Annotated in this window: 11 protein-coding genes; 3 read left to right on the top strand and 8 right to left on the bottom strand. The window is 55.8% G+C overall.

Going from position 1 to position 17,660, the window contains the following annotated elements; translation table 11 throughout:
* Nucleotides 1-105: 105 nt before the first annotated feature.
* Complete coding sequence (locus tag GOX45_RS14335; protein WP_171101834.1) at nt 106-1,116, bottom strand: adenylate/guanylate cyclase domain-containing protein; 1,011 nt, start codon at nt 1,114-1,116, stop codon at nt 106-108.
* Complete coding sequence (locus GOX45_RS14330) at nt 1,059-1,445, bottom strand: hypothetical protein (RefSeq protein ID WP_171101833.1); 387 nt, start codon at nt 1,443-1,445, stop codon at nt 1,059-1,061. Before GOX45_RS14330 ends, GOX45_RS14335 begins: the two co-directional genes overlap by 58 nt.
* A 460-nt stretch (nt 1,446-1,905) precedes the next feature.
* Here GOX45_RS14330 and GOX45_RS14325 point away from each other — a divergent pair, with 460 nt between their 5' ends.
* The 3 genes from GOX45_RS14325 to GOX45_RS14315 are packed head-to-tail and all read left to right on the top strand — an operon-like array spanning nt 1,906 to nt 10,766.
* Entirely contained in the window at nt 1,906-9,402 is a 7,497-nt protein-coding gene (locus GOX45_RS14325) for a GAF domain-containing protein (RefSeq protein WP_171101832.1), read from the top strand.
* Nucleotides 9,403-9,412: 10 nt separating this feature from the next.
* Nucleotides 9,413-9,745, top strand: coding sequence for an Hpt domain-containing protein (locus GOX45_RS14320; protein WP_171101831.1), 333 nt, complete (start codon nt 9,413-9,415; stop codon nt 9,743-9,745).
* Nucleotides 9,738-10,766 carry an adenylate/guanylate cyclase domain-containing protein gene (locus GOX45_RS14315; RefSeq protein WP_171101830.1) on the top strand — a complete coding sequence of 343 codons (1,029 nt, stop codon included), beginning with the start codon at nt 9,738-9,740 and terminating at the stop codon, nt 10,764-10,766. Before GOX45_RS14320 ends, GOX45_RS14315 begins: the two co-directional genes overlap by 8 nt.
* A 98-nt stretch (nt 10,767-10,864) precedes the next feature.
* Here GOX45_RS14315 and GOX45_RS14310 read toward each other — a convergent pair whose 3' ends face one another.
* The 6 genes from GOX45_RS14310 to GOX45_RS14285 all read right to left on the bottom strand — a co-directional run bounded on the left by GOX45_RS14310 (nt 10,865) and on the right by GOX45_RS14285 (nt 16,978).
* Complete coding sequence (locus GOX45_RS14310) at nt 10,865-12,424, bottom strand: hydantoinase B/oxoprolinase family protein (RefSeq protein WP_171101829.1); 1,560 nt, start codon at nt 12,422-12,424, stop codon at nt 10,865-10,867.
* A 2-nt stretch (nt 12,425-12,426) separates the two neighbouring features.
* A complete protein-coding gene (locus GOX45_RS14305) occupies nt 12,427-13,509 on the bottom strand; it encodes a M24 family metallopeptidase (protein ID WP_171101828.1) in 1,083 nt (360 codons plus the stop codon).
* An 11-nt stretch (nt 13,510-13,520) separates the two neighbouring features.
* Complete coding sequence (locus tag GOX45_RS14300) at nt 13,521-14,324, bottom strand: aspartate/glutamate racemase family protein (RefSeq protein ID WP_171101827.1); 804 nt, start codon at nt 14,322-14,324, stop codon at nt 13,521-13,523.
* A complete protein-coding gene (locus GOX45_RS14295; RefSeq protein ID WP_171101826.1) occupies nt 14,317-15,147 on the bottom strand; it encodes an aspartate/glutamate racemase family protein in 831 nt (276 codons plus the stop codon). Before GOX45_RS14295 ends, GOX45_RS14300 begins: the two co-directional genes overlap by 8 nt.
* Nucleotides 15,144-15,848, bottom strand: a complete 705-nt coding sequence (locus GOX45_RS14290; RefSeq protein ID WP_371808983.1) for a hydantoinase B/oxoprolinase family protein — start codon at nt 15,846-15,848, stop codon at nt 15,144-15,146. Before GOX45_RS14290 ends, GOX45_RS14295 begins: the two co-directional genes overlap by 4 nt.
* 311 nt (nt 15,849-16,159) lie before the next feature.
* The gene (locus GOX45_RS14285) at nt 16,160-16,978 is read right to left on the bottom strand and encodes a DUF924 family protein (protein ID WP_217350459.1); all 819 of its coding nucleotides are present in this window, start codon (nt 16,976-16,978) and stop codon (nt 16,160-16,162) included.
* Nucleotides 16,979-17,660 lie beyond the last annotated feature (682 nt).

Raw genomic sequence — 17,660 nt, 5'->3', positions numbered from 1 at the left:
CCAATCAGTCAAATAGTAGCGATAACTGCATACAGCCAAATCTGGTCGTTCACCCGACTTAAGCGTTGCTGCGCCGCGGCCATCCGAACCGGCCGTTAGCTATCGCTACTTAGAACATCTCCAAACTCTCACGCCAGAGTCTCTTCCGCGTATTTTCTGTACACCTGCATCGATCAAGCCATCGAGATTGGCGGTTGGGTTGCTCCGCTTTATTGCACGCACTAGATCGTCGCTGACAACCAGTTGTGTATCCAATTCTCTGGTCAAGTGTTCGATCCTGCTTGCGATGTTCACATTGTCGCCGATCACACTGTATTCAAGGCGCCGCTCATTTCCAATGTCTCCGGCCACCACGATCCCCCAATGCAGCCCGATGCCCACTCGAACCGATTGTTCGCCGGACAGCGCCCGTTCCGCGTTCCAATCATCCAACGCTTCGATCATTTCAAATGCGCATTTCAATGCATTTTCCGAATCTTGCGGGCTGGTCGTAGGCGTTCCAAACGTCGCCATCAGCCCGTCGCCAATATACTTATCCAACGTGCCGGAATTTTTGAACACTGCCTTGCCTAGCCTGTCGTGATAGCCCCGTAGCAGTTCGATCACCTCGTCGGCAGTCGCTTTCTCACAGAGCTTTGTGAACCCCATAATGTCTGCAAAGAGCACCGCAACATTTTGCTGCTGGCCTTTCGCAAGACCGGCATCTGAACTACTCAGTTGATCCACTACATTCGGTGAAAAGTACCTCGACAAGCTGGCTCGCTTTCTTTCGGTTGATAAGAATTTCCGAACGAGCCTCCGGGATCGCGCAACAACTACAGCAAGCCCAGCCGACAATATCAGCACGACCAGCAATTCTATGGCGGCGTACCCAAGAAATAGAAAATTGAGATCACTACCTGCCGCTAACCAAGCTTCGACAGTCTGTTCGGGCAGGTCAAGATTGCTGTAAACATTTGGCTGGCTCAGAAACCACAACCACATGCCTAGCCGAGCGATCAGGATGCTTACACCGCACCAGAGCACCAAAGACGGCCGGAAGCTGAAAGATGCCTGCATCAGGAACATAAAAAATAGAGAAACCGTGCCGTATCCATCTGGATCGAAGCAGGCCATTGCGTGTCCGAAAACGGCGTGCCAAGACTGAACATCAAAGCCAGCAACAAACAATCCACCGTTACAAACGCATATTGGACGCCAATTCCGCCACGACGTGAAAATGCCGCGAAAAACTGCAACCCGCCGAGCAAAACAAAAACAAAGATTTCGAGAAGGTTGAAATAGTAGGATGCGCCTGTTTCCGGGCTGTCAATCGCTTGCCAAAACAACACTACTGCAAGAGCCACAGTTCGGACCTGTGCCGCCAGCATCGTGCCTTGACGCTCTTCCTCAGCGAATGCCGCATCGCTGCGTGATTTTATTCGATCTTGAACGGTTTCGGACATACGCTGGCTAGTTTACCCGACCAAAGTCAAATCACTAAAACATTCTCGCCTTTAGGGAATAGGCGTAGGATAACGTCGTCTGCTTTGGGCTCAAAGCGGACTTACGGCGCAGCCGGTGCATCTAGACCCGTTATGTCGCGCATACTGACGAAACCGCCTTTAGCAAGTCGGCAATAGACGGCTGCTTTGCGCCTTTTGCGACAGCAGCAAAAACACCAAAACGGACTGCAACCGAAACTATTGTTTAGGCCTGTTCGATACACCGCAGCTCGAATGGTTCAACTACAGCGCGAAAAGCGCTGCTTCCACATATTTACCGCGTTCTGAGATATTGAATTCAATTCACTGTCGGCATTGCAGACAAAGCTCTTTTCCCTCGTTTTCGGGTGATCCGTATCACTTGACTTGGCCATCATGACCAGAAGAAGCTCTTCCCAATCAATTTGGGATACGCGAAACAATGGCTGGCAAAAAATCTGCTTCGACAGATCCACGCGCTGGTGCACAGCTAGCTGATCAAGTTGCGCAAAAACGCCTTGACGCGACCACTGCGATCCTGTCGCTCATCAATGAAAACCCCGAAGACGAACAGCCCGTCTTTGACGCGATCCATGAACATGTTGCCCAACTCTGCGACGCGCCCTTCTCGGGGATTTTCCTCAAAGACGCGACAGGCGATCACCTGACGCTCGTCTCCCACGTTCGGTCCAACCCAGCCTACACCGACGCACCGGGTCATGTCTGGCCTCTTGACGACCCTAGCGGCCACGTACGCGCCTTTGTCAAAAGCGAAGTGGTGCATATCAAAGACCTACGAAAAACCAAAGCGTTCAAATCCGGGCACCCCCAAACCGTGAAAGCGGTCGAGGAAGAAGGCATCAGAGCATTCCTCGGCGTGCCCATGAATGGGCGCGATGGTGCCCTAGGGTCCATCGGCGCCTACCGCAAAGATTCCCGCCCCTTCACCGATAGCGAGATCGAACTGGTCAAAACCTTCGCCGCGCAAGCTGTGATCGCGATCCAGAACGTCCGCCAGTTTCGCGAGGTTCAAACGCGGCTCGAACAGGAAAAAGCACTAGGCGAGGTTCTGAATGTCATCAGCCAAAGCCGGGACAATGAACTGCCTGTGTTTGACACGATGCTGGAAAACGCGTGCCGGTTGTGTGGCGCGCAAAGCGCCTGGCTCGTTTTGGTCGATGACACGCGCAGCAGCTTCTCTTTGGTGGCTGCCCGTGGCCGAACACTCCAATCGGTCAAGGTTGGCGACAGCTATTCTCTCAGCAAGCCCTACCAGATTACAAAAACCATACTCGAAGGGATCACGACCGAAATCAGCGATCTGAGGGAGAGCGAAGGGTACAAATCGGGCGAAGAGGTTGCCGTTCAACTCGTCGAAAAAGAAGGGCACCGCGCCCGCCTGAATGTGCCCTTGATGAAAGGGGGGCAAGCTGTCGGCGCATTCATTATCGTCACGACCGAGCCGCGCAAATTCAAACCCGATGAAATTGCCCTGCTGGAAACCTTCGCTGCGCAGGCTGTCATTGCGCTCGACAACACCCGACAGTTCCGCGAAGTGCAGGAACGATTGGACCGCGAGAAGGCGTCAGCAGAAATTCTCGACGTGATCAGCCGGTCGCGTGACGATGAAACACCTGTATTCGAGGCCATCCTCGACAATGCGCAGCGCCTGTGCAACGCGCCCATGTCTGCACTCGTTCTCGCCGAACCCAATGATACGCTTCAAACGCTCGGGGCGCACCGCAATCTGCCCGCAAAAACGGTCGAGCTGTACGAAACCGGGCGGATGCCTTTGGACGGGGACACGTCCTACAACGCCCGCTCAATCCTCGAGGGTCGTCTGATCCAGTTCGCGGATATGAAACAAAGCGACCTTTATGCTTCGGGCAGCCCAGTTGTGCGCTCGATGGTCGATGACTCCAACATCCGCAGCGTGTTGTTCGCCCCCATGATCAGCGGTCGCAGGGCGATTGGGACGATCACATTGATCCGCCACGATATCGACCCGTTCAGCGACGCCGAAATCGCTCTGGTCGAAACATTTGCGGCCCAAGCGGTCATTGCCATCGAAAACGTTCGCCAGTTCCGCGAAGTACAAGACCGGCTAGAGCGTGAGGCGGCCTCAACGAGAATCTTGGAGGTGATAAGCAAAAGCCGAGACGATGAACGGCCGGTCTTCGAAGTGATACTAGAGTCTGCGACAAAGCTAATGGGTTCTCCATTTGCAGGCCTGCATATGTTGGACCCGACCGACGACACGGTGCGCTTGGTTTCACAGCTTGGTTTGCGCCCCGACACCCTGAAGGCGCATGACTTTACCTCACCACTGGCAGCACCAGTGATCGTTGCGCGTGCCGTCAAAGAATGTGCCGTCATGCATGTTCATGACTTGGCAGACACACCGCTTTACTCTGAGGGTAACCCGCTGCGTACCGCGATGGTCGACGTCGAAGGCGCGCGGACCGCCTTGGTTGTTCCATTGGTCAGTCAAGGAAAAGGCATCGGCTGCTTGTGGATATTCCGCCGCAAAGTCAAAGCTTATTCAGACGATGAAATTGTATTATTGCAAAGTTTCGCGGCCCAAGCTGTCATCGCAATCGAAAACGTTCGCCAGTTCAGCGAAGTGCAGGAACGGCTTGAACGCGAACAGGCCTCCGCAGAGATTCTCGAAGTCATCAGCCAGGCCCGTGAAGACGAAAACCCCGTCTTCAATGCGATCCTCGAAAACGCAAGCCGTCTGTGCAAGGCTCCGTTGGCCTTCCTCACCGTGGCAGATCATGCCCAAGGCATTGCCACCATCCCCGCCAATATTGGCGCACGGTCCGAATTCAGCGTCGCGCTGGGGGAGTTTGCCGAACCGCTCGACCGCACGGACCTTGTCGCCATCAGGCCCATGCATGACGGCGCGGTCATCCGGCAGGATGATATCACAGACGACCCCATGTATTACCGAGACCGTGATCCCAAACGTGTCCTTCTCGCCGACATGGAAGGCGCACGGTCCGTTCTCGCTGTGCCTCTTATGAAAGACGGTCAGGGGCTAGGTGTCATCGTCCTCTATCGGCGCGAGGTGTCGCCCTTTACCGACAACGATGTTGACCTGGTCAAAACCTTCGCCGCCCAGGCCGTCATAGCGATGGAAAACTCGCGTCAGTTCCGCGAATTGAACGAAACGCTCAATCAACAGACCGCCACCGCTGACGTGCTCAGGACGATCAGCGAGGATGCGTTTGACCTGCCCACCGTGCTGCAAGCGCTGATCACAACCGCTGCGCAGCTGTGTGACGCGTCGATCTGCATCCTTTTTGACCGACGCGATGATGCGATGCATATGGGCGCGAACTACGGCTGTTCAGAGGATATGGTGGCGTTCCACAAGGCCAACCCTAATCCGATTGATCGTAGCAACGTCGCCGGACGGGCCGTTCTTGACAAGAAAAGCATCTGTGTCCCGGACGTCAGGCAAGACACCGAATACACGCTCAAGCAATCTTATAAACTCGGCGGTTGGCGCTCGATCATCGCGGTGCCGCTCATCCGCAACGATGAAGTCATCGCCGTCCTCGCTCTCTCTCGCCCCAAGGCCGGGCCGTTTTCCGACCGCCAGATCGAGCTGGTAGAAACCTTCGCCGACCAGGCTGTGATCGCCATCAACAATGCCAATCTCTTTGCCGAAGTACAGGACCGCACCGCAGAGGTTACGCAGGCGCTGGAATACCAAACTGCATCGTCCGAAGTGCTACGTGTGATCTCAGCCTCTCCCAACGAACTGTCCCCGGTTCTTGACGCCATTCTGCAAGAGGCGTCGCGCATCTGCGAATTGCAGGACGCATATGTCGCGATGCTGAACCCGGATGATGGACTGTTTCATGTGCAGTCGACACTCACGAAAGATTCCGTTTTCGCGACATATCTGCGCACGCATCCCATGGCTCCGGGCACCGACAGCGTGAGCGGGCGGGCCATCCAGTCAAAAGAGACCCATTACATCGAAGACGTCGATGCTGATGCCCACTACACGTGGCAGGACAATGCCGGTGTTGGGCTCTACAAATCCCTCCTCGGCGTTCCCCTGATCAAGAATGGCACGGTCGTCGGTGTCATCTCGCTTGGTGCCCCAGTGGTGTCCGGGTTCTCGACCAAACAAATCCAGCTGCTGGAAACCTTCGCCGATCAGGCTGTGATCGCCATTACGAACGCCAACCTGTTTCAGGAGGTCGAAGAGCGCACCGCCGAAGTTACGCAAGCGCTGGAATACCAGACCGCCACCTCCGAAGTGCTCGAAGTCATCTCGCGCTCACCGAACGAGGTGGACCCGGTCCTCAAAACGATCCTGACGGTCGGCGTGCGCATCTGCCAGTCCGAGGCCTCGTATGTCGCGCTTTTGAACGAAGAAACCGACATATACGACATCGCTGCGACTCATAATTCAAGCGACGCACATTATGACGTCATCCGAAAGCAAGTCTTTTCGCGCGATAAAGGCACTGGTACGGGCCGGGCCGCGCTGACAGGCAGGACTGTCTATATCCCCGATTTTTCAACAGACCCGGATTACGCGTGGAAAAACGAAGCGCTCGCCGCCGGTTTCCGCTCATCCCTGAGCGTGCCCCTGATCAAGGACGGTGTGACTCTTGGCGTGATCTCGTTTGCCCATTCGCAGATAGACGCCTTTACCGAAAAACAGATCGCACTTGTCGAAACCTTTGCATCACAAGCCGTCATTGCGTTGAACAACACCCGCCTTTTTGACGAGGTGCAGGCAAGGACGGCAGAAGTTGAAGAAGCGTTGGAATATCAAAAAGCGTCTTCCGAAGTGCTTGAAGTGATCTCGCGCTCGCCAGACGCGTTGGAACCGGTGCTAGAGGCTTTGCTGGCCGTTTCATCGCGCATCTGTCGGCTGCAAGACGCATTTGTCGCGCTCAAAAGCCCCGATGATGGCAAGTACCACTATTTTACCGGGCACAACGTATCGGAAGAGTTTGCCGATTTCATCAGAGCCAATCCATTTGAACCAGGTGAGGGATCGACAACGTCGCGTTGCTTAAAGAGTGGGCGCGCCGAATACGTTGAAGATGTGAACCTGGACCCGAATTACGCCCCCGCGTTCCGCCCGAATATCAGCGGCTATAGGTCTGTATTGGGTGTTCCTCTGATTGCGGATGGCGAAACCATCGGCGTGATCAGCATGGGCAGCCGCGATGTCGCAGCATTCGACAGAAAGCAAATTAGGTTGATGGAAACCTTCGCCGCGCAAGCTGTGATCGCGATCCAAAACGCGCGGCTCTTTGATGAGGTTCAGGCGCGAACAGCCGAGGTTGAAGAATCGCTTGTGCGCGAGCAAGCGAATGCCGAGATTTTGCAGGTGATCAATGAATCCTCGGCCGATCTGCAACCCGTCTTTGACCTCATGGTGAAACGCGCGGCCGAACTTTGCAACGCGCGTTTCTGCGTCCTCGATCAGTACGACGGGAAATCCTATACCTACCAGGCTCAATACGGGTTCACACGCGATATGATCGACGAACTCGACGCTGGTTATGAGCGCAACGCGCCTCAAGGTCATGTCGGGTACGAGGTCATCACGCGCGGTGAGATCTATGCCGTAGCGGATGCGCAGACCCAGGGCGATTACCTCTCAAACGACTTTGCGCAACGGCTCGGGTTCCGCCATGTACTCGGCGTGCCAGTTCGTGTAAACGGCGCGGTGGAATTCGCCATCGTACTCGGCTGGCCGAGCGCCGAACCGCCCACAACCGCGCATGTGGACCTTGTCCAGAATTTCGCCAACCAGGCCAGCATCGCGATCCAGAACGCACGTCTGTTCAACGAAACGCAGTCCGCTCTGGCACGGCAAACCGCAAGTGCGGACGTTCTAAGGGTTATCAGCCGGTCACCAACCGACACGACTCCTGTTTTCGAAGCCATAGCGCGCGCGGGCACGCATTTGCTCGCCTGTGATCGTGTGACCGTCATATTGCGACATGCAACAAATGAGACGTTTGTGCCGATCGCAGGTTCGAACAAGGATAGTCCATTGGCAAATCTGTCTTCATCCGAAGTAAAGATTGATCCGACTTTGAACTACCCGTCCCGCGTTCTGACTGATGGGAAAATGATCCACATCCCGGATACGAGCGTGATTGATCCGTTGCCCTATGAGGTGGACACCTTCGCAAAGTTCAACATCAAATCGGTTTTGTTTCTGCCGCTCATGCGAGATGGCAAGCCAATTGGGGTGTTGATCTTCGCGCAGAACAAAACACCCCGCGCTTTCACCGAAGATGAGATCAAGCTCGCCAATTCATTTTGCGACCAAGCCGTCATTGCCATCGAAAACGCGCGCCTGTTCAAAGAGGCTGAGGATGCCCGCAAGGCGGCCGAAGAAGCAAACGAAGCCAAAAGCGCCTTTCTCGCCACCATGTCCCACGAAATCCGCACGCCGATGAATGCTGTGATCGGGATGAGCGGCCTTTTGATGGATACCGACCTGGACGCTGAACAGGCGGATTATGTCGGGACAATCCGGGATAGTGGCGACGCGCTTTTGGGCATCATCAATGAAATCCTCGACTTCTCCAAGATTGAGGCGGGGCAGATGGATATTGAGGAACACCCGTTCGACCTGCGCGACTGTATCGAAAGCGCGTTGGATCTGATTAGCGGGAAGGCCGCGGAAAAAGGCCTTGAGATCGCCTACCTCATGGAGGACTCGGTTCCCCCCGGCATCAGCGCAGACCTGACGCGGCTGCGGCAAATCCTGCTGAACATGCTGTCGAATGCAGTGAAGTTTACAGAAACGGGCGAAGTGGTTGTCAATGTCGCCGCTAAACCCGCAGACAATGGTCATGTGGACGTGACCATAACCGTGCGCGATACCGGCATCGGTCTGACCAAAGCCGGGATGAAAAGACTGTTCCAGTCCTTTAGCCAGGCCGACAGCTCAACCACCCGTAAATATGGTGGAACTGGCCTGGGTCTTGCTATTTCCAAACGTCTGTCCGAACTCATGGGTGGCACCATGTGGGCCAGCAGCGATGGTGCTGGCAAAGGGTCAACCTTCCACGTAACCATCCGCGCCCAACCGGCCGACCTGCCCGATACCAAGGCGCGCAGCCTGATTGGCAAGCAATCCGAACTGATCGGCAAGCGCATCATGGTCGTCGATGACAACGCCACCAACCTCAAGGTGCTGTCGCTGCAAACCCAGAAATGGGGCACCAAGACGCAAGCCTTTGACAACCCCGAAGCCGCAATCCTCGCCATCGACAAAGGTGCGCAATTCGACCTTGCCATTCTGGATATGAACATGCCGCAAATGGACGGGCTCGCTCTGGCCCGCGCGCTGGAAAAACGCGTACCCGACCTGCCCCGCGTTCTGTTCAGTTCGCTGGGTCTGCGCGACATCGAAGCAAAGGACAACCTGTTTCAGGCGTACCTGTCCAAACCACTGCGCCAATCGCATCTGTTTGACACTATGGTCACGCTTTTTGCGCCCAAGGACGCGCCGAAATCGGACAAGAAACGCCCAGCCAAACCAAAAACCGATCCGGACATGGCCAAAAACCACCCGCTCCGCATTCTTTTGGCCGAGGACAACCTCGTAAACCAGAAACTCGCTATGCGGCTTCTCGAACAGATGGGCTATCGCGCCGACCTTGCCAGCAACGGGGCCGAAGCTGTCGAAAGCGTTGCGCGTCAGACATATGACGTGGTGCTGATGGACGTACAGATGCCCGAAATGGACGGGCTAGAAGCGTCGCGCAAACTCAACGCGACATACGCCAAGGACCGACCCAAGATCATCGCCATGACAGCGAATGCCATGCAGGGCGACCGCGAAATGTGTCTTGAGGCCGGCATGGACGACTACATTCCCAAACCCATACGCGTGGATCGTTTGATCCAGGCGCTTCTCGATACGCCCGCCCGCGATTAGGAAAATTTTTATGACCCAGGATTTGATAGACCCCACCGTTTTTGAAGAATTGCAAGAAGCTATGGGCCCAGAGTTCGCAACCGAGCTCCTGGACACATTCCTCAACGATGCGGCCAACATGTTTGACAGTCTGGAACAGGCTGCCTTGGCTCAGGATCCCGACGGCTACCGTCGCGCAGCGCATTCGATCAAATCCAATGCACAAACTTTTGGGGCCACCGCGCTCGCCGATCAGGCCCGGACCATTGAATTGGCTGGAACCATCAACACCACGGCCATTGAACCGCTGCGCGCCATGTTCGAGGAAACAGCCACCGCATTGAAAGGCCTGATAGATGAGTGACATCCAAGGCAACCTTCTGATTGCGGATGACAACAAGGTGAACCGTCTGCTGATGTCGCGCAGCGTCGAACTTCTCGGTCATAAGGCCTCCGTTGCAGAGAACGGGAAAATTGCCTTGGAGATGCTCGCCAAAGAACCCTTTGATGTACTACTTCTCGACATTGAAATGCCAGAAATGGACGGGTTTCAAGTACTTGAAGCAATCAAGACCGATCCCGCCCTGCGCGATCTGCCGGTAATCGTCACCTCATCTGTCGAAGGCTTGGACAACATCGTGCGCTGTATTGAACTTGGAGCCGAAGACTACATTCCAAAGCCCGTCAACAAGGTCCTGCTCAAGGCGCGGCTCAACTCCAGCCTGGAAAAGAAACGGCTGCACGATGAACAAAAACGTTTGCTGAACCGCTTTGCCACCGAAGAGGTCGCAGACGATCTACAAAAATCCGGCTTCGCAATTGGTGGGCGGCGCGTTCATGCGACGATACTCTTTTGTGACATTCGGGACTTCACGGCGCTGTCGGAAAACATGGCTCCGGAAGCGATTATTGAGCTGCTTAACACCTTCTACACGCTCATGTTCGAAGCTGTTTCCAGTCATGGTGGCATCGTCAGTCTCATGGTAGGCGACGGTCTGATGGCGATCTTTGGCGCACCTCAGCCGATCAAAAGCCCCGAACAGAGTGCTGTTGAAGCGGCCAAAGAGATGTTGGACATGGTTGCGGTGCTCAATGAAGAACGTGCTGCGGAAGGTGAACCAAAACTTCGACTTGGATTTGGAATTGCAACGGGAGAAGTTGTTGCTGGTTACGCCGGAACTGACGCTCGCGCGACGTATACCTGCATCGGCAAAACGGTAAACCGAGCGGCGCGGCTCGAAGCCCACACCAAAACCTCAGACTGCCGTATCCTTTTTGACACAGAAACCCATGACGAATTGATCGAACGCGACGGAGTCCACCGCATCGCCGATGCGCTATTCAAAGGCTTCTCCAACAGTATCAGCGTCTTCGCAATAAAATAGAGTCGTTGTTGATCAGCAATTCGCAATCAGAGCAACTTCGCACTCGCCAGCCTGCCAACCTCTTGGATACCGCGACCCTTGGCGGGGTTGCACTTGACTCACCCTGCCCGTGCCGCGTTCCCACCGCAGGACGTTCTGATCTCAACAACGTCTTCGGGTGCCAATTCCAGACCGCTCACAAAGACGTAATCCTCGACCGTTTGCCGCGCGCGGTGAACTTTCAGGCTGTTGGTGTGGCCAGACGTAGCGTTCAAGGACCAGACCGGTTCTTTCGCCCGCGAGAACCCCGCTGAGAGGGTCGCTTTGGCGCGCATCTGATACCGGGAGCAAATCCCGGGACCACCCCTGAATTCGACCGCGCTCCCCTCGGAGAATATCAGGCTTTTTTCAAGTACCTCGTAGCCATAGCGCGCCTCTGCGATCTCGACTGGGCAGTTGAACGTATCCCCATGGCTTGAGGAAAAGAGCGGCCCTGTACCGTCCCGCGCACCTGTCGCGCCCCAACCGCCCATTTGCGGCTCAACCATCGTATAGCGCCGCCCGGTGTCGGGGTGGGTGCCGGCGATGACGGTGCCAAATATGGTGCCAAAATGACCCGCAGGCAGACGGTCGGGCATGGCTTGCGCCATTGCCTGCCACAACAGATCAAAGAGGCGAATGCGGGTTTCAAAATAATACCCCTGTGGCTTTGTGGGGTCAGCGTGGAACACGGAACCTTCCCGCGTGCGCACCTCTAGCGGCGCAAAGGAACCCGCGTTGGCAAAGCGTTCCGGATCGGTCAGCGCCTTGAAGAACATCTGGCACACGACCATCGCGCCGTCCCGGCTTGTGTTATGTGGGGCCGCTTCGGCGTCTGGTGCTGCAGTCAGGTCGAATATGAAACGGGTATCCGAAATTTCCAGAGACACGGCCCATTCCTCGCCGTCATCTTGTGTTGCCGTAAAAGAGAACCGGCCTTTTGGAAGCGCGGCCAGACCATCAAGCGCGCGCGTCTTTCCTTCATCAAATCCAGCTTCGATGGCATCGAATACGGTTGCCCGACCATAACGCTGGAACAGATCGACAATGACACGATTGCCGCGACGGCCTGCCGCGAATTGCGCCGATAGATCGCCCAAAGCGAAATCCGGCAAGCGCGAGTTGCACCGGATGATGTCCACAACAGCCTCATTTCGTTGCCCTGCCTTATATATTTTCACGGGTGGCAGACGCAGGCCTTCCGCGATGATCTCAGTGACATCGACAGCCATCGAACCCGGTGTCTTGCCACCGATATCGCCCCAATGCGCAATCGAAGCGACCCAGGCCACGCGCTTGCCCTGAAAGAACACGGGCTCGGCCAAAACGATATCATTTAGATGGGTCACACCACCGAAATTCGGGTCGTTGAGAATGAACACATCCCCGTCCTCTACCGGTTCCTTGGCAGAGGCCAGGATCGCCTTGACCGATTTGTCGAGCACGCCAATGAAGCCGGGGATGCCCGCACCCGAACTCACCAACTGACCGTCAGCATCAAGAACACCAGTGCCCACATCCAGAACTTCGTAGATGATCGGGCTCATCGCGGTCTTGCGCAGCGTGTCGAACATCTCTTGGGCGGCGGCCTCAAATCCCGCCTGGATCACCGTACGCGTGAAGAGATCATCTGATGACATGGCTAAGGGATCAGACGGGCGTCGCGCGGCAGCTCTGACAGGATTTCAGGGCCGTCTGCGCGCAGGATCACGATCTCTTCCAGCCGCAGGCCAAAGCGTTCCGGCAGGTAGATGCCCGGTTCGATGGAAAAGACCATGCCTTCGTCCAGCACTGTTTGTGAAGCGGCGGTTATGTAGGGCGGTTCATGCACTTCGACCCCCATGCCGTGCCCCGTGCGATGAACGAAGTACTCGCCATAGCCCGCCTCGGTGATCACGTTGCGTGCGGCATCATCGACCACATGCGCCTTGACGCCCGGACGCGCCGCAGCCAGAGCAGCTTCGACCGCAGCGTTCACAATGGCATGGATCTCGGCATACCCCTCGGGCGCTTCACCAATCAGCGCCATGCGGGTGATATCCGACGAATAGCTGTCCATGCCTGCACCGATATCCATCACCACCGCATCGCCCCTCTGCAGAACCGTGTCGCCGGTATGGTGGTGCGGGAAAGCACCGTTTCGACCCGCGCCGATTATTGTAAAGAGCGGTTTGGCCCCTTGCTTGGCAAAATTCGCACGGATTACCTCGGCCACTGCGCGTTCGGTCATACCTGGTTTCATCGCTGCCCAGGCCGCCATCATCGCGGTGTCTGCAATCGTTGCGTTGCGCTTTAGCTTTTCGTACTCGCCTTGCTCTTTGCGCATCCGCAACGCACCGACCGTGGTTTCAGAGAATTGCCGCTCGGCCCCGCTTAGCCGGTCCTGAACAAGCGCCGCGTGATCGGCGCGCATACACTCATCAAGGGCAATCTTGCGGGCGTCGGTGGCGCCAAATTCATCCAACAGTTTGTCGAACGCCGCGTTTGGTCCCGCGTCATCAGCCCATTCAAAGAACGGCAAATCTGTCTGCTGGCGCGCACTTTCGGCTTCCAGCGCGGGCATCAGAAAACCTGCATGTTTAGCGGTGACACAGGCCAATAACGGGCGTTCATCCGCGTGTGGATGAACGTCAAATAGCCAGGCCAAATGCGCACCAGGGGCGAGCGCAACCAGATCAACCTGTTCAGAGGCCATGATCTCGCGAAGTCGAGTCAGTCGATCCATCAGAGCGTCTCCTAGGCTGCGACAACGATGCGGTTGCCGAATATTCCGCCCTGGTCAAACGCACCAAAAGAGACGATCTCGGCTTCGTCCGGAGCTTCGCAAGACCATTTGCGGCTGGGCTTCCAATTGCAGTTGGCCTTCAGTTCGGCCGCATACTCTGCCTCTTTCAACGCGGCGATGGATACGTCAATGACGGGTACGCCCAGATCGGCCTCCATCTTCTCATGAAACCCAATTTCCAATGTACACCCAAGAATGATGGACTCGGCGTGATCCTGTTCGATTGCCCGCGCCGCGGCTTGTTGTAGCAATGCATTGGTGCTCGTGTGATCTGTCTGAAAGTCATTCACTCCCAAACCAACGGGATAGAACCCCGCACATTCGCGCCCGAACCCATGGCTTTCTACGGTCGACTGCATCCGATGTACCCATTTCTGCCGCCCGACGATAACACCGAACCGGTTCGATAGGGTTGTTGCCAGACGGCATGAGGCGACACAGGGCGCGGTCACCACCATCTCGCCCGAGACCTCGCGCGCATCGTGCAGGGCGGTGTCGTAAAAACAACCGATCGCCAGCGCGTCAAACCCTTCCTCGGCGGCAGCGCGCGTGGCTTTGATGATGCCCGGGGTCACCATCGCTTCGTAGGACCGCATCTCGATATGGGTAAAGGCGCCGTCCCCCGGGTCGAGCGAGGTGATATGCACCTCGGTTCCCGGCATTTTGTATTTGGCAGCCATGTCAACAAAAACCTGATCATAGCCATCGGTCCCCACAGGGTTGAGGTACATCACTTTGCGTTTTGTCTCAGTCATCGGATCTCTCCTGTTGGTTGGCAGGCAAGGTTATGCGGTTGGCGAAGAACGGGGCCCGGTCAAAGACATCAAGCGCAACGAGCGCATCTTCGCTCGGAGCTTCGCAACTCCACTTTCGGCTGGGGCGCAGATGAGCGGCCCGTTTAAGATAGGCAAAATGCTGGGCACGCAGAAACGCGGCGCTGCTGGGGTCGATGACCGGCACACCGAATTCGGCCTCAAGCACCTTGTGAAAGCCGATCTCCATGGTACAGCCGAGGATTAGCGCCTCGGCATGGTCGCGGTTGACGGCACGGTCAGCTGCGCGACGCAGGCAATCAGCGGTACGGTTGGGTTCCGTCTGAAACTCTGTCACGCCAAGCCCGGCCGGATAGAACCCGGTCAGGCGCGCGCCATAGCCCAGACGGTGGACGGTGCGCTCCATCTGGTGCACCCATTTCTGACGTCCGACAATGATCCCAAAGCGATTAGCGAGCGTCGCCGCGATATCGCAGGAGGCCTCGCAGGGCGCGGTCACGATCATATCGCCCGAGACCTCGCGGGCGGCCTCTAGCGCGGTGTCATAGAAACAACCTATCACGCAGGCATCGAACCCTTCTCGCGCCGCTGCGCGGACCGCACGCACCAAATAAGGTGTCGCAACCGCCTCATAGGCACGGAATTCCACATGGGTCAGTCTGCCCATGGTGGTGGGCATACAGGCCACGTGGGCTTCGGTCTCTGGCCACTTATGGCTTTTGGCCATTTCCGCGAACAGCTCTTCATGCCCGGGGCGCGGGGCAACCGGGCTCAGGTAGAAGAGTTTGATCGCGGGTTTGTTCATCCGGTCGTCCCGTATATTTCACGTGCACGTTCGGGCGTGATGAACCCGTTCTTGATATCGGCTGCGACCGCCTCGGGCGCACGGTCTTTGGGATCGCCATAGCCAGCACCCGATGAAGTCACCACCCGAATGACATCATCGGTCGTCACATCAAGCCCCGATACAAAGCTATAGCGCTCGGTTCCGTCCGGTTTGATGACATCCACATAGTTGCCGGACCCTTCCTCACCCCCTTCCAAAGACCAGGGCTTGATCTTGCAACGGGTGTAGCCTGCGGTGAGAAAGCCGTTCTCGGTGCGGATGCGGTATTCCAGAACCAGCCCGCGCCCACCGGTCCATTGCCCCTCGCCACCCGGCGCTGTGTTCAGAGCCATACGGTCGACGAAAAGACCGTTGCGCGCCTCGGATATCTCGGCGGGAGTGTTGTAGGTCTCTCCGTGAAAGCCTGAGAAAATGCACGGGTTACCGTTACTCCGCCCGGAAACGACAACCATTGTCTGCACAGGTGCGCTTGTTTCGTTTGGATTGGTCCAATCTTCAAGACGGAAATCGAACGCAATCTCAACAACGTCGACCAGATTGCCCAGCTCTGCGGTTTCGATGACCAACGCGCCACCGTCACCTTGTGCATAAAAAGATCGCCCCGTTGGACCAAGCCCGAAGGCCGAATCTCCGTTTTGCATCGAGACATCGACCGACACCGGTGAGAGGTTCTGTAGATCACCTTCAAAGGCAAATTGAACAAATGCGCGCGGGTCAACGGTGGGTTTGTAGTTGGTTGAGTTCCCCTCAAAAACCAGAGCGCCGTAGCGGCCACCAGTACAATCGCAAACCCAATCCCGGCGCGGGTCATGATCAATCTCCGTGAATGTCCAAATACAGCCTAAACTGTCATCGCGCAGAAGAACCTCAAATAGCTTTGTTTTTGAGGCGAGACATTGGTGACTCCAAGGCAATCTTGGGTCGGGGGAAAGGTCTGAAACCTCATCTCAAAGCTTCCGATCTCGGGTATCTACAACAGATCCCTGTATTGTTTTCCAAGATCTGTCTGGTGTGGGAAATCCCCTTTTGCCAGATACTCGAGTTCAGCTTCGGTTGATTGGCGACCCAGAACCTCGTTCCGGTGTGGATGACGACCAAAAGCTGCCACGACCGCGCGGTGTAGTTTCGGTTGTTGCGGCGCCCTTTCATACAGTTCTTTCAAGTGCGCAGGAGCTTCGTCTGCAAGGGCCTCTGCAATCGCCACCGCAAGATCCAAATTGGCAAGATGATCAGGACATTCGCAATGCTCGAGCGGGATTTTGTACGCGGTTTTGTACCACACATTTTCGAGCGCATCGAAATGTCCGTTTTCGAATCCTTCAAGGCAGAGTTTCAAGGCTTTCGGGTCCTGAGAGAATGCCTTGGCGGTACAAGCCCAAACGGTTCGTGGAAACTGGTCCAAGATGATTATCAACGCAAATCGGCCTTCCGGAGTCTCAGCCCAAAAATCAAGTTCTCCGTCCGCAGCCAACTGAGTGATTTCCGAGTATTTCTCCAAAACTTCAGCATTGGCGCCACCGCGCATCCGCCACACCCAAAACTCCAAATGCTCCTTCGGATCGGGTGCGGGGCCTTCGGGGAACCAGAACTTGATGATTTCCTCAGGCGTGATTGCTGAACTGTTCATAAGACTGGCCTTTTGAATCGGCTGCAGGGCGACTTGGCAAAAAGATAAATTGTTCGGCGCTGTAGTGCGCTTATCATATTTGGTCGGCGAGCTGGAGGTCTTTTTCGAACACTCGACCCATCTTATGCTGACTGCATTGGATGCTTTGAGTGAGTTCAGCATCTTAGGTTGAACCTTAAACTCGACCCTCCGCAAGGGCCCATTCCTGCCATTCACCAACCGCTCAGAATGCTGCTATCGCAGCCCGCATAGTCTTCATTCGCTGCAAGCGCTTGATCGTTGAGGTGACCACGACTGAGTCGCGGACAAAGCGGCCATTCGATTCCATTTTGCGAATGGCCGCAAATTCAAATAAACCAATTTCTTAGGTAGCCGGTGGAGAAGCTTTTGCTCGATTGTTGAAAATTATCTCCGTCAATCATGAATTGATTGTTTTGGCGCGCGAGCCATTTCGTCATGCTGTTGAGTAGCGGGTTGGGCGCCTAGCTTGGATGGGAAGTTTTGACGTCGTAGCTTGTCTCTATGGGCAAGCTTGTGCAGCTGTTGCCGCAGACTGCGCCCTGGCAAACACAATTCTACGTCACGCTAACGAACGCGACGTCGGATCGAGCAAGCTGGTGTTCGACTGGCTGTGAGAGATGGCGCGGTAAACAAAGAGCTTAACTATGCATCACTCTACTTAAAACGAAAACAGTTCTGTCTCGATTTAATGCCGCTCCATGGCGACGCAATATACTGAAACTCGTGCATCCGCTTAGTACCGGTCAATCAGCTGAATAGCGGAAGTTATTGAAGAAATCTGGCCATCACCTCGGGCTTCTGACGCTATTGACCTCTAAATTTG

The sequence above is a fragment of the Ruegeria sp. HKCCD7255 genome (assembly GCF_013031565.1).
Classification (GTDB): domain Bacteria; phylum Pseudomonadota; class Alphaproteobacteria; order Rhodobacterales; family Rhodobacteraceae; genus Ruegeria.
Note: the sequence above shows the minus strand (reverse complement) of the source record. Positions and strands in the feature narration are given on the sequence as shown.

Coding starts and splice junctions, on each gene's coding strand:
- GOX45_RS14335 (WP_171101834.1), bottom strand. CDS start 1,116: ATGGCCTGCTTCGATCCAGATGGATACGGCACGGTTTCTCTATTTTTT.
- GOX45_RS14330 (WP_171101833.1), bottom strand. CDS start 1,445: ATGTCCGAAACCGTTCAAGATCGAATAAAATCACGCAGCGATGCGGCA.
- GOX45_RS14325 (WP_171101832.1), top strand. CDS start 1,906: ATGGCTGGCAAAAAATCTGCTTCGACAGATCCACGCGCTGGTGCACAG.
- GOX45_RS14320 (WP_171101831.1), top strand. CDS start 9,413: ATGACCCAGGATTTGATAGACCCCACCGTTTTTGAAGAATTGCAAGAA.
- GOX45_RS14315 (WP_171101830.1), top strand. CDS start 9,738: ATGAGTGACATCCAAGGCAACCTTCTGATTGCGGATGACAACAAGGTG.
- GOX45_RS14310 (WP_171101829.1), bottom strand. CDS start 12,424: ATGTCATCAGATGATCTCTTCACGCGTACGGTGATCCAGGCGGGATTT.
- GOX45_RS14305 (WP_171101828.1), bottom strand. CDS start 13,509: ATGGATCGACTGACTCGACTTCGCGAGATCATGGCCTCTGAACAGGTT.
- GOX45_RS14300 (WP_171101827.1), bottom strand. CDS start 14,324: ATGACTGAGACAAAACGCAAAGTGATGTACCTCAACCCTGTGGGGACC.
- GOX45_RS14295 (WP_171101826.1), bottom strand. CDS start 15,147: ATGAACAAACCCGCGATCAAACTCTTCTACCTGAGCCCGGTTGCCCCG.
- GOX45_RS14285 (WP_217350459.1), bottom strand. CDS start 16,978: ATGCTGAACTCACTCAAAGCATCCAATGCAGTCAGCATAAGATGGGTC.